The sequence below is a fragment of the Sphaerisporangium viridialbum genome (assembly GCF_049674955.1).
Classification (GTDB): Bacteria; Actinomycetota; Actinomycetes; order Streptosporangiales; family Streptosporangiaceae; genus Sphaerisporangium; species Sphaerisporangium viridialbum.
Map to the genome: position 1 here is coordinate 2133202 of NZ_CP187232.1, position 15584 is coordinate 2148785.

Genomic DNA, 15584 nt, shown 5'->3' on the forward strand with positions numbered 1-15584 from the left:
CGCGGACGGGGCGTCCGCCGGCGGACGCAGGAGAGGAGGCGACCGTGACCGACAGCGTGACAGGCACTGTGAAAGCAGGGACGGCCCTTGGGGCCGGCGCGCGCGGCACGGCGGCGGTGGTGGAGATCCGCGACGTCGCGGTGCGGTTCCGGGCCAAGAAGCGAGAGGTGACCGCGCTCAGGGACGTCTCGCTCGACGTCGCCGCGGGCGAGTTCGTCTCCATCGTCGGCCCGTCGGGCTGCGGCAAGTCCACCCTGCTGAAGCTGGTCTCCGGGCTGCTCAAGCCCTCGGCCGGGTCCGTGCGCCTGCAGGGTGACCCGGTGAACGGGCCGAGGAGCGACATCGGCTACGTCTTCCAGCGGGCCGCCCTGCTCGAGTGGCGGTCGGCGCGGCGCAACATCCTGCTCCAGGCGGAGATGCGCGGCATGCCGTCCGGCGAGGCCCGGCGCAGGGCGGACGAGCTCATCGAGCTCACCGGCCTGAACGGCTTCGAGGACGCGCTGCCGCACGAGCTGTCCGGAGGCATGCAGCAGCGGGTGGCGCTGTGCCGCGCCCTGCTGCACAGGCCGCCCGTCCTGCTGATGGACGAGCCGTTCGGCGCGCTCGACGCGCTCACCCGCGAGCAGATGAACGTCGAGCTGCACCGCATCTGGCGGGAGACCGGCACGACGGTGCTCCTCGTCACCCACTCGATCGCCGAGTCCGTCTACCTCGCCAACCGCGTCGTGGTGATGAGCGCCCGGCCGGGCACCATCGCCGAGCTCATCGAGGTGGACCTTCCGGCCGAGCGCGACTACGCCGCGACGATGGCGCTGCCGCCGTTCGCCTCGGCGACCACGCGCATCAGGGAGCTGCTCGGCGCCGGCTCCTCCGCCGACTAGCCGACGGGTGTCCGCCGCTCACGGGTCTCTCCGGTGAGCGGCCCACGATATGGAAAGCGCTTTCCCAGTCTGGTGAGAAGAGGGAAGTATGACGGGAAACCTGATCCGGCTTGCCATGGCGGCGGCGCTCGCGGTCCTCGTGCCGCTCGCCCCGGCCGGTCCGGCTTCGGCCGCCGCCGGGGCCCCCGGTGGCACTGCCGGCGCGGCCGAGAAGAGCCCTGACAAGGACAAGGGCCGGGAGTACTACACGGGCGACTTCAAGACCAGCCTCAACCTCTACAGCTTCAACCTGAACCTTCAGGCCTGGCTGAAGAACCGCAAGGGCGCGCCCCCGATGGACACGATGCAGGCCATCAGGTTCGCCAAGGAGGCCGGCTTCGACGCGGTGGACGTCACCGCGTACTACATCCCCGGATTCGACTTCTACACGATGCCCACGAAGCCGCGTGAAGAGATCATGCGGTACGCCAGGGACATCAGGGCGCTGACCGAGGAGCTCGGGATCCCGATCAGCGGCACCGGGGCCTCGAACGACTTCGCCGACCCCAGTGACGAGCGCCGCGCCCTGGACATGGAGCGGCTCAAGTTCTGGATCGACGCGGCCGCCGAGATGGGCGCGCCGGTCATGCGGGTGTTCTCCGGCGTCGTCCCCGCCGACATCGACCAGCTGGGCTGGGAGACCGTCGCCAGGACCAGGATCGTCCCGGCCATCCGGGAGCTCGCCGCGTACGGGGCGGCGCGGGGGGTCAAGATCGGGCTGCAGAACCACGGCGACATGACAGCCACCGCCGACCAGACGATCCAGATCCTTCGCTGGGTGGACGACCCCAATGTCGGGATCGTCGACGACACCGGTTACTTCCGGCCTTTCCGCAGCGAGACGGGTCAGGACTACAACTGGTACGCGGACATCGCCAAGGTGCTGCCGTACACCAGCAACTTCCAGCTCAAGAAGAAGCCGGCCGGGGCGGAGACCGAGGGTCTCATGGACCTGGACCGCGTGTTCACCGACATCAGGCTGAGCGGCTACCGCGGCTACATCCCGATGGAGCTGCTCTGGGTGAAGGGCGAGCCCGGATACCCGAGAGACCTGCCCGAGCCTCCCTACGACCAGATCGAGCGGTTCCTCGCCCTGGTGAAGTCGGCCATGGACCGGACGAAGGCCTCGCCCTTCGAGGCGATCGGCCGGTCGGTCGACCGTCTCGCGAAGGCGGGTGAGGTCGCGAAGCCGGCGAGCGCGCAGTTGACCAATGCCGTTCGCCAGGCGGAGCATCACTTCGCGAAGGGCCATACCGGCCAGTCCATGAAGCAGATGCACGACTTCCTGGACAAGGTCCACAAGGCAGCATCAAAGCGCGATATATCCGACAACGCTAGATCGACCCTGGAGCCTCAGATGGACGCCCTGCTCCAGTCCTTCACCGATGTCTTCCCCGAGGTCTGATCTCTGACCCTCGGCGGGCGTCCACCGCGTCTCGCACCCCGGCAGAGCGGGAAATCCACGTCCGCCCGGTGGGACAGGCAGCACCGGCCCACCGGCGGCGCACGATGCCAGATAGAAAACGCTTTCCAGCAAAGGAGGCCCTGGGTGACCACTCGGACCCTAGGCGTTGTGATGAACGGTGTCACCGGCCGCATGGGCTACCGCCAGCACCTGGTTCGGTCGGTCCTGGCCATCAACGAGCAGGGCGGCCTCGACCTCGGCGGCGGCGAGCGGGTGCTGCTGGAGCCGGTCCTGGTCGGCCGCAGCGAGTACAAGCTTCGCGAGCTCTGCGAGCGGCACAACCTCAAGAACTGGACGACCGACCTCGCGGGCGCGCTGCGCGACCCGGACAACGCGCTGTACTTCGACGCGCAGGTCACCCCGGCGCGCGTGGGCGCGATCACGCAGGCCATCGAGGCCGGCAAGCACGTCTACACCGAGAAGCCGCTGGCGGAGACGCTGGAGGAGGCCGTCGCCCTCGCGCGCCTCGCCGAGAGCGCCGGCGTCAGGAACGGCGTCGTGCAGGACAAGCTCTTCCTGCCGGGCCTGCTCAAGCTCAAGCGCCTGCTCGACGGCGGCTTCTTCGGCCGCGTCCTTTCGGTGCGCGGCGAGTTCGGCTACTGGGTGTTCGAAGGCGACTGGCAGCCCGCCCAGCGGCCGTCGTGGAACTACCGTGCCGAGGACGGCGGCGGCATCGCGCTCGACATGTTCTGCCACTGGTCGTACGTGCTGGAGAACCTCTTCGGCCGGGTCGAGGCGGTCACCGCGCGCGCGGTCACCCACATCCCTGAGCGCGTGGACGAGGCCGGGCGGGCCTACGAGGCGACGGCCGACGACGCCGCGTACGGCATCTTCGAGCTGGCCGGCGGCGCGATCGCCCAGATCAACTCCTCCTGGTGCGTCCGGGTCAACCGCGACGAGCTGGTGGAGTTCCAGGTGGACGGCACGCACGGCAGCGCGGTCGCGGGACTGCGCGGCTGCCGGATCCAGCACCGCGGGACCACCCCCATGCCCGTCTGGAACCCCGACCTCCCCGTCACCCACTCCTTCAGGGACGACTGGCAGGAGGTCCCCGACAACCAGGACTTCGACAACGGGTTCAAGACCCAGTGGGAGATGTTCATCCGGGCCGTGGTCGAGGGCACGCCGTTCCCGCACGACTTCCTCGCCGGGGCGCGGGGCGTGCAGCTCGCCGAGTCGGGGCTCCGGTCGTCCGCCGAGGGCCGCCGCGTCGAGCTCCCGGAGATCACTCTGTGACCGTTCTATGACCGCCCTGTCCACCGCCGAGGCGCACACCTCGGCCCGCGAGCATTCGGGAACCCCTCTGTGATCGTCCTGCCCTCCGCCGGGGGAAGCCTCTCGGCCCACGAACCGCGCGAGCCCGTCGACTGGCCCAGGCCGTCGGGGCCGCCCCGTTCCCGCGTCGCGTACGCGGCCGCCCACGTTGTCGCCGACCCGCTCGGCGACAACACGCCGGGCGCGCCCGCCGAGGTCGACTGGGAGGCCACGCTCAGGTTCCGGCGGCACCTGTGGTCGTACGGCTTCCGCGTGGCCGACGCCATGGACACCGCCCAGCGCAACATGGGCCTCGACTGGGCCGCGACGCGCGAGCTGATCAGGCGTACGGCCAAGGAGGCCGCGGGCTTCGGCGACCCGGCCGAGCTGGTGGCCTGCGGAGCGGGCACCGACCACGCGCCGGACGCCCGTACGCGGGACGACGTGCTGCGCGCGTACGCCGAGCAGATCGACCTCGTGCAGACGGCCGGGGCCGGGGTGATCCTCATGGCCAGCCGGCAGCTCGCCGCGCTGGCCCGTACGCCGGAGGACTACCACGCGGTCTACGGCAGGCTCCTCGCCGAGGTGGACCGGCCGGTGATCCTGCACTGGCTGGGCGAGATGTTCGACCCGTCGCTGGCGGGCTACTGGGGCTCGCGCGACGTCACGGCCGCCACCGAGTCGCTGCTCGCGCTGATCCGCGACAACGCCGGCCGGATCGACGGGGTCAAGGTCTCGCTCCTGGACGCCGACCACGAGGTACGGCTGCGCGCGGCACTTCCGCCGGGCGTCAGGCTCTACACCGGGGACGACTTCAACTACACACCGCTCATCGAGTCGGGCAGTGACGCGCTGCTCGGCATCTTCGACGCCATCGCTCCCGCCGCCTCCGCCGCGCTCCAGGCCCTGGACGCGGAGGACACCGGGCGCTACAGGGAGCTGCTGGAGCCCACCGTGCCGCTGTCTCGGAAGATCTTCGAGGCCCCGACCTACAACTACAAGACCGGCATCGTGTTCCTGGCGTGGCTCGCCGGGCACCAGGACGCGTTCGCCATGGTCGCCGGGGCGCAGTCGGCCCGTTCCATCGTCCACCTCGCCGAGGTGTACCGCCTGGCCGACCGGGCCGGCCTGTTCCCCGATCCCGATCTGGCGGAGTCGCGCATGCGCGCCCTGCTCGCCACGGCGGGGGTGGCCGCGTGAGCGGGACGGGCCACGAGGGCAGCCGTCCGGCCGTCGATGTGCCGAGCGGCCGTCCCGCCTCGATCGAGACGCCCGCGCCAGGTGATCCACGCCTCAGCAGGCTCTCCCTGAACCAGTGGACGACCCGCCGGTTCGGGGTGGCGGAGGCCGTGGACGGGTGCGCCAGGTTCGGGATCCCCGCGATCGGGCTGTGGCGCCAGCAGGTCGCCGAGCAGGGTCTCGCGGCGAGCGCCAAGCTCGTCCGGGACGCGGGCCTGCGCGTGTCGTCGCTCTGCAGGGGCGGCTTCCTGACCGCCGGCGACCCGGCCGGCGCCGCCTCGGCGCGCGACGACAACCGCCGGGCGATCGACGAGGCCGCCACGCTGGACGCGGACTGCCTGGTCCTGGTCGTCGGCGGCCTGCCCGGCGACTCGCGCGACCTGGCCGGTGCACGGGCGCGCGTCGGGGAGGCGCTGGACGAGCTCGTCCCGTACGCCCTGGAGTCCGGGGTACGGCTCGCGCTGGAACCCCTACACCCGATGTACTGCGCCGACCGGGCCGTGCTCTCCACGCTCGGCCAGGCCGTGGACCTCGCGTCCCGCTGGCCGGTCGAGGCGGTCGGGGTGGTGGTCGACACCTTCCACGTGTGGTGGGACCCCGAGGTGCTGGACCGGATCGCGCGGGCGGGGGAGCGCATCGCGAGCTTCCAGGTGTGCGACTTCCTCGTGCCGCTTCCGGCGGACGTGCTGCTCGGGCGGGGCATGATGGGCGACGGCGTGATCGACTTTCGGCCGCTGCGGTCCGCCGTCGACGCCGCGGGGTACACCGGGCCGATCGAGGTGGAGATCTTCAACGCCGACGTGTGGGCCGCCGACGGCCACGACGTGATCGCCACCCTGATCCGGCGCTACGTCACCGAGGTCCTCTGAGACTCACCCCTGAGCGGCGTCAGCCGAGCTTCTTGATCAGCAACTCGAACCGCAGGTCGTCGCGGGTCGGAATGCCGAAGCTCTCGTCGCCGTACGGGAACGGGGCAACCTCGCCGGTCCGGGTGTAGCCGCGGCGCACGTACCAGGCGAGGAGCTCCTCGCGGACTGAGATCACCGTCATGTGCATCTCGCCTACGCTCCACTCGTCGCGAGCGACGCGCTCGGCCTCGGCCAGGATCGCCTTCCCGAGGCCAGCACCCTGCAGCGTAGGACGTACCGCGAACATTCCGAAGTACGCGTGCCCGTCCCGCTTCTGTATCTGGCAGCAGGCCACGAGCTCCTCGCCCGCTTCCACGGCCACCATCCGGCTGTCGGCCCCGTCGATCGCGGCGGCGACGCCATCGGCGTCGGTCCGCTGCCCGTGCAGCAGATCCGCCTCAGTGGTCCAGCCGGCTCGGCTCGGCTCCCCACGGTACGCCGACTCGATCAACGCCACCAGCTCGGGGATGTCCGCGGTGGTGGCGATGCGAAATGCCGGCTGCCTGACGCCGGTGGTGCTGTCCATGCGGATGATCCTTCTCGACGGTGACGAGATCGCGTGGCTGTCGCAGCTTATAGGGGCGTTTCCACCTGCCGAACCCCTGTGCTTTGCGCATCGCGGCGGGTACGGAGATCTGCACCGGGCGCCTCGCGTGGTCACTCCGGGAGGCAGCCCGTCTTACCGGATATATCGATATTCGGTGGGCGGTTGCGCATCGCCACCGTGAAGACGATGCCGAGGGACTGCTTCTCCAGCACGCTGATGTTCACCCCGAACTGCGCGTGCGGGCCCTCGGCCTCCTGGTAGCCCATGGTGTGGAACTCCGTGGCCAGAGTGGAGGCCAGCGCCGCCGAGGCCTGCGCCGGGTCGGCTCCCGGCGGCAGGTCGCCCGTCATCGTGAAGACGCTCCGCCTGGTGCCCGCGCCACAGCCGGAACGGTCGTCGGTGAGGGCGGTGGCCTTGTGGTCGAGCTGGATGCGGCTCAGCACCGCGGCGTCCTCGCGCAGGATGCCGGTCGTCTCCTCGATCGTCAGCCCGCCCCCGCACGCGGTGCCCAGCACCAGAACGAGGGCACCTACCCCGACACGTCGCATCCCCGCCACTCTACCGATCATCCGGCCGCGCGTGGGGGGTGCTCACCCGCCCTCGCGGCAGCGGTGCCGTACGTCCGCCGAGAGTTCGAGCCCCGAGCTGGCGGGGAACAGCGACTGGGCTCCGCGGCGGTCCAGGGAGCCCTCCAGCATCCACGAGAACTGCCCGGGGAAGTGCTCGGTGAAGATCGGGTGGTCTCCGGGGATGCCCCAGCCTTCGACCCCCTGCCCGGCGAGCTGGATGATCCGGACGGGTACGGGCGTGCGGATGGCCAGGAGCCCGCGCTGGAGCGACAGCCGCTCGTCCCGCGCCCAGCGCGTGCGGGTCAGGCCGCGGCAGTCGACGGCGAGGAAGCGCGCCATGTCGTCGCCGGGCATGAGCGGCCATTCGGTGCGGAGGAACTCGAAGGCGACCAGCAGGTCACCGAGGTCGGCCGTTCCCGTGCTCAGGTCGGGCATCCTTTGCAGCATGTCGAGGTCCATGGCCATCTGCTCGGCCGGGTATCCCTGCGGCAGCCGCAGTCCCAGCTCGCCCGGAGGGGCGTCGCACAGCGTCTGGAACCGCCGGAATATCGCCCGGTAGGCCTGCCAGCCTCCCGGGCCGGCGGTCGGCGCGGGGCCGGGGAACTCCACGTCTCCGAGCAGATACTCGGCGACGAAGCGGTTCGTCAGGTCCGCGCCTGCCAGCATGGTGTTGATCACGCGCAGGGCCGCGCTCGCCCGCAGCATCGCCGCCTCCCAGGCCGGCGTCGGGCTGGGCGTCCACACCTGGCACGGCGGCGGGGACTCGGGCAGCACCACCGGGGCGGCCCCGGAGCCCCTGGTCTCGCGGTCCCATGTGGAGTAGGCCGCGTCGAGGGCGCCGAGGTCGGCCAGGTCGACGTCAAGCACCCATCGCCCGGGCAGGAAGTCGGCCCTCTCGACGAGATGGCGCGTCAGCTCGGCCTCCCGCAGGCACCACGGCGACTCCTCGTAGCCGGGGGAGCGCAGCCGCACGATCGCGGGGGTCGCGCCGTACAGTGCCCAGGCCATCCCGGTGTTGGTCTCCCAGGAGGGGACGTACCCCGCGTCGATCGCGCACCGGCTCGACGACCAGAGCGCAAGGCGGCGCAGCGCCCGCTTGGCGTCGCTCGACCGGTGGCTGATCCCGACGGCGCGGCGCGGCCAGGCGGGTCGTACCGCGTTGAAGGCGAAGCAGGCGAGATCCTTCGGCCGCACGTGTTCCCAGCTCTCGCGGGCGGCGTCCTCCAGCCAGGCCATCGCCTTCAAGGTGAGGAGCCACCGCCGCGCGACCGCGGGAGCGATCATCCGTAGCTCCGGGTCGTCCGAGCGCGCCGTCTGGAGCAGACCCTCGACCACGGGACGGCTGCGCATCAGGCGTGCCGCCAGCCGCAGCGCCTCCGCCGTCTCCCCGAAGCCGGCGTCGGCGCTCAGCCACGCCCAGTACCCGCGCCAGGCCTCCCCCTGTCCCGCTCTGACGTCGGCCGCGTCGAGGAAGGACAGCCGCCCGTCAGGCGAGATCTCCAGGTTGTAGAGCAGGTCGAGAGGGCGTTCCGCGAACTCGTTCGCCGCCGCCCACGGAGCGGGGAGCTTGATCTGGCGCGGTATCGCGAGCCGGGCGGCGGCGTCCTCGGTGAGGGCGCCCTGCCCGCTCTCCGGGGTGAGCATGACATCGCGCAGCAGCGGCCCCACGGCGCAGCTCAGCCAGGTGCGGACCTGCCCCCGCACGACGTCTCCGCGGCCCGCCGGCTCGGTTTCCCGCCGGAGGAAGCGGGTGACGGTGGCGTCCTGTTCGCCCGCATCCGCGGGAAGGTCCGGCCACCGCGACACGTGCCGGGTGGACCACGCGATGGACGGCACGGCCTTCACCAGCCGGGTCACGTCGTGTTCCGGCCACGCGCCGATCTCGTCCGGGGGATTCCAGCAGGGGGCGATCCCGCCTGTTCCGGTGCCCCGCACGCCTCTGGCGAGCCACGGATCGGACACCGAGTCCGGGGAGGCGGGGAGATGCCGGTGCCGCGACCGCCGCATCCCGTCGCGGGCCTCCGCCCACCGGTCGAGGATCGGCGCCGAGCCGCCGCCGAGGGCGCCGGCCAGCCACGCGAGCGAGACGGCCGATTCGTTTCGCTCCTGACCACCCGCCCGGGAACGGCCCGTCGTCGTCTTCTGTGCCGTCATGATCGGTGCTTGCCTCCACACCGCAGCGGGACCAGTCGGCCAGTATATGAGCTTGCCTCAAAATAATCTCCACGCTCGCGCTCACCCGCCCCACGGCCACGCGACTCCCGGCGTACGATGACCACGGCCACACTAGAACTTCATTCGGTTTAGATGGGTAGGACATGCGCATCGGGCTTTATCTCAACGAACCCTCCGGGCCGGACGCGATCACCAAGCTGGGCGAGCGCATCGCCAGGGCCGCCGACGACGGCTTCGCCTCGGCCTGGGCCTCCAACATCTTCGGGCTCGACGCGCTGACCGCGCTGGCGGTCGCCGGGAGCCGGGTGCCGGGCATCGAGCTCGGTACGGCCGTGGTGCCGACGTACCCGCGTCACCCGGCCGTCCTCGCCCAGCAGGCGCTCACCGCGAGCACGGCCCTCGGCGGGCGGCTCGCGCTCGGCATCGGCCTGTCCCACCAGATCGTCATCGAGAACATGTACGGATACAGCTTCGACCGGCCGGCGCGGCACATGCGGGAGTACCTCTCTGTGCTGCTTCCCCTGCTGCGGGGGGAGCAGGCCGACTTCGACGGCGAGACCCTCAAGGCGCACATGGGCCTGAGCACCCCGGGAGCGGGCGGCGTCCCGGTGCTGATGGCCGCGCTGGCGCCCCGGATGCTCCGCCTGGCGGGCGAGCTGGCCGACGGCACCGTGCTCTGGATGACCGGGCCGAAGACCGTCGCCGACCACGTCGTCCCCGCGATCACCGAGGCCGCGCGGTCGGCGGGGCGCCCCGACCCCCGCATCGTGTGCGCGCTTCCGGTGGCCGTGACCGCCGACAAGGACGCCGCGAGGGCCCACGCCGACGAGGTGCTCGCCATCTACGGCCAGCTCCCGTCCTACCGCGCGATGCTGGACCGCGAGGGCGCGGCAGGCCCGTCCGGCGTCGCGATCGTGGGCGACGAGGACGAGGTGGCCGGTCAGATCGAGGCCCTCGCCAAGATCGGAGTGACCGACTTCGCCGCCGCGACGTTCGCCTCCGGCGACGACGCGGTGCGCACCCGGAAGTTCCTCAAGACCCTGGTCGCCTAGAAGCCTCCCGAGCCACCGTGACCGGCGGGGAAGATCGCCGGTGATGGTGGCTTTGGGATGAAATGCTAAAATTGGGACACGTTGACGAGGAGGGGACCGGGCGCTTGAGGAGACGATCGGTCGCGATCGCCGTTCCCAGAGCGGTTCCCGTTCTCGTGCTGGCGGCCCTCGCGCTGCTGCTCGCCGCCGTCGCCGCCTACGGCCTCCGCGGCGCCCTGCCGGCGGGGGTCCACGACCGTTCGCCCGATATCACGGCCGCCGACGGCCCGTTTCTTGTCAAAGTGCTGCCGAGTACGGCTCACCGGATCGCCTCGCCGCAGATCGGCTGGGCGGACGCGCCGCCTCCGGCCGCCTTCACCCCTGAGGTGGCGGCGCTCGGGCTCGCGGCGGGCGACCGAGGCACCCGCGTGCCGGTGCCCGCGACGCACCGGCCGTCCCGTCCCCGCGCTCCTCCGGCCGAGGGTCCCTGACGCGTCGCCGTCACGCGCTCCCCGCCGACAGGGGAGCCGCGGCGATGCCGCGTGCGGGCCGCGAGCCGTCCACGCGACGGCGCGGCCTTTCATCCGCGCGTACGGCCTGAACCGCCGCGACCGCCACGCCCTACCGGGACCGCGAACTCGAAACCCTGACGACGACGACCTGCCGGAGGTTTCCGATGACCCACGAACACGTCCCCGCCCTGTCCGTCTTCACCCGCGAGGGGAGACACCATGGCACTGGCTGACGAGCTCGTCGCCCTCGGCGGCTCCTTTCTGGCCGCGGGGGTCGTCGCACGGCTCGGAGCCAAGATCGGGCTGCCGACCATCCCGCTCTTCATGCTGGCGGGCATCATCTTCGGCCCGCACACCCCCGGGCTCGCCCTGGTCGACAACCCGGCCGACCTCAAGGTCATCGCGGCCCTCGGGCTGATCTTCCTGCTGTTCTACCTCGGACTGGAGTTCTCACTCGAAGACATCGTCCAAGGCGGCGGGCGCCTCCTCGTGGCCGGGGGGATCTACCTGCTCCTGAACGTCGGAGGCGGCCTGGCCTTCGGGTTCGCGGTGGGCTGGGGCGGCAGGGAGGCGCTGGTCCTCGCCGGGGTCATCGGCATCTCGTCGTCGGCCATCGTCACCAAGCTGCTGGTCGACCTGAAGCGCCTGGGCAACCCCGAGAGCCGACTGATCCTCGGCATCATCGTCGTGGAGGACGTCTTCCTCGCGCTCTACCTCGCCCTGCTCCAGCCGGTGCTGGGCGGCGCGCACGACTTCGGGGAAGCGGCGGTGGCGTTCGGCAAGGCGTTCGGGTTCCTGATCGTGCTGACCGCCGTGGCCCGGTGGGGCAGCCGCATGGTCGGCAAGCTGGTGGAGACCAAGGACGACGAGCTGCTCGTGGTGATGTTCACCGGCCTCGCCGTGCTGACGGCGGGGCTCGCCGAGGAGCTCGGCGTGTCCGACGCCATCGGCGCCTTCATGATCGGTCTCATCCTCGCGACCACGAAGGCGGCGGGGCGCATCCGCGCGCTGGTCCACCCGCTGCGCGACGCGTTCGCGGCGCTGTTCTTCTTCTCGTTCGGCCTGTCGATCGCCCCCGGCGACTTCGGGCCCGTCCTGATCCCCATCGTCATCGCCGTGGCCGTGACGTTCGTGCTGAACATCGCCGCCGGGGCGATCGCGGCCCGCCTGCACTCGTACGGCAGGCAGGCGGCGGTGAACATCGGGCTGACCGTGCTGTCGCGGGGGGAGTTCGCGCTGATCCTCGCCACGCTCGCGCTCGCCGCGGGGCTGGACGGCAGGCTGGCGCCCTTCATCGCCGGCTACGTGTTCATCCTGGCGATCCTCGGCCCGCTGCTCGCGGGACGCTCGGGCGCGCTGCTCCGCCTGCTCCCCGCCTCGCTGTTCCCCTCACGGGACGACGAGGTCACGGCGAGCGATGTTCCCGGGACGGTTCATCGAGGATGACGGCCCCCACCGTGCCGTCCACCGTGATCGTCTGACCGGTGGTGATCCGCGAGGTGGCGTGGGCGACGCCGACCACGGACGGGATGCCGTACTCGCGGGCCACCACCGCGCCGTGGGAGTTCGCGCCGCCCATCTCCATGACCAGGCCGCCGGCCGTGAGGAACAGCGGCGTCCAGCCGGGGTCGGTGGACGGCGCGACCAGGATCTCTCCGGGCTCCAGATGTGCTCCCACCGGGTCGAGCACGACCCGCGCCGTCCCGGTGACGGTGCCCGGAGAGGCGGGCGTGCCGGTCAGGGCGCCCTCGGCCGGGGGCGCCGCCCCGACGGCCTCGGGCTCGGTGCCGTCGGACAGCAGCACCCTGGGCACGTGCCCGCGCCGCAGCTCCCGGGCGTAGGCCGCGCGCCGGCGCTCGACGAGGGCGCGCATGTCGCTCCCGCCGAGCGCTTCCCGGGCCTCGGCGAGGCTCAGCATGAAGATGTCCTCGGCGGCGTCCAGCACCTTTCGCGCCACGAGTTCGTCCCCCACCGCGGAAAGCTGTTCCCGCATCTCGGCCAGGGTGAGGATCAGGTAGTACTTGGGCATCTCGCGGTAGCCCGCCAGCTCCCGGGCGCGGCGGAGGGCGAAGCGGACGATCGGGCCGCGCCGCCCCCCGGCCCGGCGGGCCAGCTCGCCCGCCATCGCCTCCGCCTCGCGAGCCCCCCGCGCGAACTGCGCGTCCGGCGCCCGCGCCGGATCGTCCGGCCGGAGGTAGTTGGCGAGCACCCCGAGCACGTGGGACGGGTCGTCCGACCACCGGGGCATGCCGAGATCGATCTCGGCCACCGCCCGGTGGCCGTACCGGGCGAGGAAGCCGGTGAGCTCCCGCTGGAGCACGGGCGGGAGCGGGCCTTCGGGCGGGGTCGTGCCGCTCAGCGCCCGGGCGGAGGCCTCGTCGGCGCGGACGCGGGTGGCGGCGTCCCACAGGGCCAGGTCCATCTCCGTGGTGACGTTGTGGGGCAGCCCGCGGAGCACGGTCTGCAGCTCGCCCGGCCTCGTACGGCCGCGCAGGAGGCGGGCGGCGAGTCCGAGCATCAGGAAGCCGGCGATCGGCCCAGGGACGATGTGGGGCAGCATGGGGAAGGTACGCGAGCCCAGGACGCGCTCGACGTGGTCCAGTCGTTGCTCGGCGGTCGCCCCCGAGGGCGGCTTCGGCCGCGCGCGGAACTGGTCGCCGACCTGGGCGACACGCCGGTGCCAGGTGCCGGGCCGTACGAGCGCCCGCACGATCCACACCGGTATGCGGTATCTCGTGGCGATGCGCAGCACCCGGCGGACGGCGGGCAGGGGTGAGCGCCGGGTCACACTCAGCCGGGGATCGCCGAACAGCCCCCGGAGCACGACCGCCGACCGGGCCTCCATGATGTCGAGCACCTTCGGGAAGACGGCCCGGCCGACACGGCTGCGCAGGAGGCCGGTCACGTCCGCGAAGAGCCGCATGCCCGGCTCGGCCACGGGGGCGCCGCCGCCGGGTGGCACGCCGTAGAGCGTGGTGATGGAGGAGGCCAGCATCCGGAAGGCGGAGGAGCCCATCGGGGTGATCGGCCGGTGCAGGCCCTGGGCCAGGCTGAGGCAGATGTACACCCGGAAGCCTTCCTGGCCCTCGGGCAGGGGATACAGGGTGGTGATCGGCCGCGCCTGGGTCAGCCAGAGCGTTCCGGAGGGGTCGATCGCCCACTCGGTGTCCTGCGGGGAGCCGTAATGGGTCTCGACCCGCGCGCCGAGCCGGGCCAGCGCGACGATCTGCCGATCGCTGAGGCACGCCTCCGGTGCGGCCTCCGCCGGTGGCTCACCCCGCCTGACCTGCTCCGTGCCGCCGCCGGGAATCGGGCGGACGGCCGTCAGCTTGTCGCCGACGCGCCGCTCGGTGATCTCCATGGACGGGCTCACCACGAAGTGGTCGGGGTTGACGGCTCCGGAGACCACGGCCTCGCCCAGCCCGGGCGCGGCGTCGATCACGATCTCGCGGCGGCGGCCGGTGACGGGGTTGGCCGTGAACATCACCCCGGCCACCTCGGCCGGCACCATCCGCTGGATGACCACGGCCAGGTGGACGGCGCCGTGGTCCACGCCGTTGGCGGCCCGGTAGGCGACGGCGCGGTCGGTCCACAGCGAGGCCCAGCACCGGCGGACGGCGTCGAGCACCGCGCCGGGCCCCACCACGTTGAGGAAGGTGTCCTGCTGGCCCGCGAAGCTGGCGTCCGGGAGGTCCTCGGCGGTGGCGGACGACCGTACGGCCACGGCCCCCTCGGCGTTCTGCCGTACGGCTCGCGCGATGTCGGCGGGCACGGGGGCGGCGAGCACGAGAGCGCGGGCGCGACCGGCCAGCTCGGCGAGGGCGGCGGTGTCACCGGGGGACGTGCGCGCGAGGGCGCCGAGCACGTCGTCGAGGCCGGCGTCCTCGGTGACGCGGCGGTACGCCTCCGTCGTCAGGCAGACCCCTGGGGGAACCGGGAGCCCGGCCCGCGTGAGCACGCCCAGGTTGGCCGCCTTGCCGCCGACCAGGGGAAGCATCTCAGCCGTGATGTCCTGAAATTTCAGGATGAGGGGGTCGCCGACGGGGTCGAGGCCGGTGCGGCGGTCACTCGGGGATTGGAGCATGATGCCCTCCCGCGGCGTGGCGCCGAGGGCTGGCAGCACTCGGCGCGGCTTCCGCATTCGATGTGAACACCACCATAACTCATCACCTGATGAAATCAACGGATGATGAATGACATTGCGTCACCGCTCGCCGTGGGGCGTCCTAGCTCATGGTGTTGCCGCCGTTGACGGCCAGGCGCTGGCCGGTGATGAACCGGGCGCCCGGGGACGCCAGGAACGCGACGGCCTCGGCGACGTCGGCGGGCACCCCCATGTGGCGGAGCGGCAGCGCGTCGCGGTAGTCGCTCACGTCGGAGCCCTCATGGCGCTCCACAGGGATCCAGCCGGGCTCGACCGTGTTGACCGTGATGCCGAGCGGCCCCAGCTCGCGAGCCCAGGAGCGGGTGAGGCCGTGCATGGCCGCCTTGGCCGACACATAGTGCCCGAAGTCGGCGTTGCCCAGGTCGGCGACCTCGCTGCCGATGTTGATGACGCGGCCCCCTCCGGCGGCCCGCAGGTCGGGCAGGACGGCGTGCAGGAGCAGCAGCGGCGCCTTCACGAAGAACCGGAGCTGGTCGAGGTGGTCGTCCCAGGTCTGCTTCTCGATCGGCATCATCGGCTGGGGCCCGGTCGCGTTGTTCACCACGACCCCGATCGGGCCGACGCTCTCGCGGATCTCTTCGACGCCCCGCCGCACCGACTCCTCGTCGGTCACGTCGAACCGCGAGACGTGGGCCGCCGCGCCGATGCGCTCGGCCACGGCGGTCGCCCCGGCGGTGTCGTTGGCGTAGTTGACGACGACCTTCCACCCGTCGGCCGCCAGCCGCTCGGCGATGACCGCGCCGAGTCCCCGCGAAGCCCCGGTCACCAGTGCGCACCCCATATACCTGTCCTCTCCACG

The 15584-nt window shown here is 72.0% G+C and carries 13 protein-coding genes; 8 read left to right on the forward strand and 5 right to left on the reverse strand.

Annotated features, from left to right (window positions below; all coding sequences use genetic code 11):
* Window positions 1–44 precede the first annotated feature (44 nt).
* From ACOZ38_RS09540 to ACOZ38_RS09560, 5 genes are all read left to right on the forward strand, one after another.
* Complete coding sequence (locus tag ACOZ38_RS09540) at window positions 45–881, forward strand: ABC transporter ATP-binding protein (protein WP_424529740.1); 837 nt, start codon at window positions 45–47, stop codon at window positions 879–881.
* Between the two features lie 88 nt (window positions 882–969).
* Window positions 970–2325 carry a sugar phosphate isomerase/epimerase family protein gene (locus tag ACOZ38_RS09545; protein ID WP_424529742.1) on the forward strand — a complete coding sequence of 452 codons (1356 nt, stop codon included), beginning with the start codon at window positions 970–972 and terminating at the stop codon, window positions 2323–2325.
* 144 nt (window positions 2326–2469) lie between these two features.
* Entirely contained in the window at window positions 2470–3621 is a 1152-nt protein-coding gene (locus ACOZ38_RS09550; RefSeq protein WP_424529744.1) for a Gfo/Idh/MocA family protein, read from the forward strand.
* Between the two features lie 78 nt (window positions 3622–3699).
* The gene (locus tag ACOZ38_RS09555) at window positions 3700–4839 is read left to right on the forward strand and encodes a dihydrodipicolinate synthase family protein (protein ID WP_424536977.1); all 1140 of its coding nucleotides are present in this window, start codon (window positions 3700–3702) and stop codon (window positions 4837–4839) included.
* Window positions 4836–5747, forward strand: coding sequence for a sugar phosphate isomerase/epimerase family protein (locus ACOZ38_RS09560; RefSeq protein WP_424529745.1), 912 nt, complete (start codon window positions 4836–4838; stop codon window positions 5745–5747). The genes ACOZ38_RS09555 and ACOZ38_RS09560 overlap by 4 nt, the downstream gene beginning before the upstream one ends.
* A 19-nt stretch (window positions 5748–5766) precedes the next feature.
* Here ACOZ38_RS09560 and ACOZ38_RS09565 read toward each other — a convergent pair whose 3' ends face one another.
* The 3 genes from ACOZ38_RS09565 to ACOZ38_RS09575 all read right to left on the reverse strand — a co-directional run bounded on the left by ACOZ38_RS09565 (window position 5767) and on the right by ACOZ38_RS09575 (window position 9056).
* The gene (locus ACOZ38_RS09565) at window positions 5767–6312 is read right to left on the reverse strand and encodes a GNAT family N-acetyltransferase (protein ID WP_424529746.1); all 546 of its coding nucleotides are present in this window, start codon (window positions 6310–6312) and stop codon (window positions 5767–5769) included.
* Window positions 6313–6443: 131 nt separating this feature from the next.
* A complete protein-coding gene (locus tag ACOZ38_RS09570) occupies window positions 6444–6881 on the reverse strand; it encodes a hypothetical protein (protein WP_405145500.1) in 438 nt (145 codons plus the stop codon).
* A gap of 42 nt (window positions 6882–6923) precedes the next feature.
* A complete protein-coding gene (locus ACOZ38_RS09575) occupies window positions 6924–9056 on the reverse strand; it encodes a hypothetical protein (protein ID WP_424529747.1) in 2133 nt (710 codons plus the stop codon).
* 164 nt (window positions 9057–9220) lie between these two features.
* Here ACOZ38_RS09575 and ACOZ38_RS09580 point away from each other — a divergent pair, with 164 nt between their 5' ends.
* The 3 genes from ACOZ38_RS09580 to ACOZ38_RS09590 all read left to right on the forward strand — a co-directional run bounded on the left by ACOZ38_RS09580 (window position 9221) and on the right by ACOZ38_RS09590 (window position 12066).
* A complete protein-coding gene (locus ACOZ38_RS09580; RefSeq protein WP_424529749.1) occupies window positions 9221–10129 on the forward strand; it encodes an LLM class F420-dependent oxidoreductase in 909 nt (302 codons plus the stop codon).
* Between the two features lie 104 nt (window positions 10130–10233).
* Window positions 10234–10599, forward strand: coding sequence for a hypothetical protein (locus ACOZ38_RS09585; RefSeq protein WP_424529750.1), 366 nt, complete (start codon window positions 10234–10236; stop codon window positions 10597–10599).
* Between the two features lie 240 nt (window positions 10600–10839).
* Complete coding sequence (locus tag ACOZ38_RS09590; protein WP_424529752.1) at window positions 10840–12066, forward strand: cation:proton antiporter; 1227 nt, start codon at window positions 10840–10842, stop codon at window positions 12064–12066.
* Here ACOZ38_RS09590 and ACOZ38_RS09595 read toward each other — a convergent pair.
* Window positions 12026–14704 (reverse strand): PEP/pyruvate-binding domain-containing protein, encoded by a 2679-nt coding sequence (locus ACOZ38_RS09595; RefSeq protein WP_424529753.1) that lies wholly within the window; start codon window positions 14702–14704, stop codon window positions 12026–12028. The two genes, ACOZ38_RS09590 and ACOZ38_RS09595, sit on opposite strands and share 41 nt — an antisense overlap.
* A 142-nt stretch (window positions 14705–14846) precedes the next feature.
* Complete coding sequence (locus ACOZ38_RS09600; RefSeq protein ID WP_424529754.1) at window positions 14847–15566, reverse strand: SDR family oxidoreductase; 720 nt, start codon at window positions 15564–15566, stop codon at window positions 14847–14849.
* Between the last annotated feature and the right edge of the window lie 18 nt (window positions 15567–15584).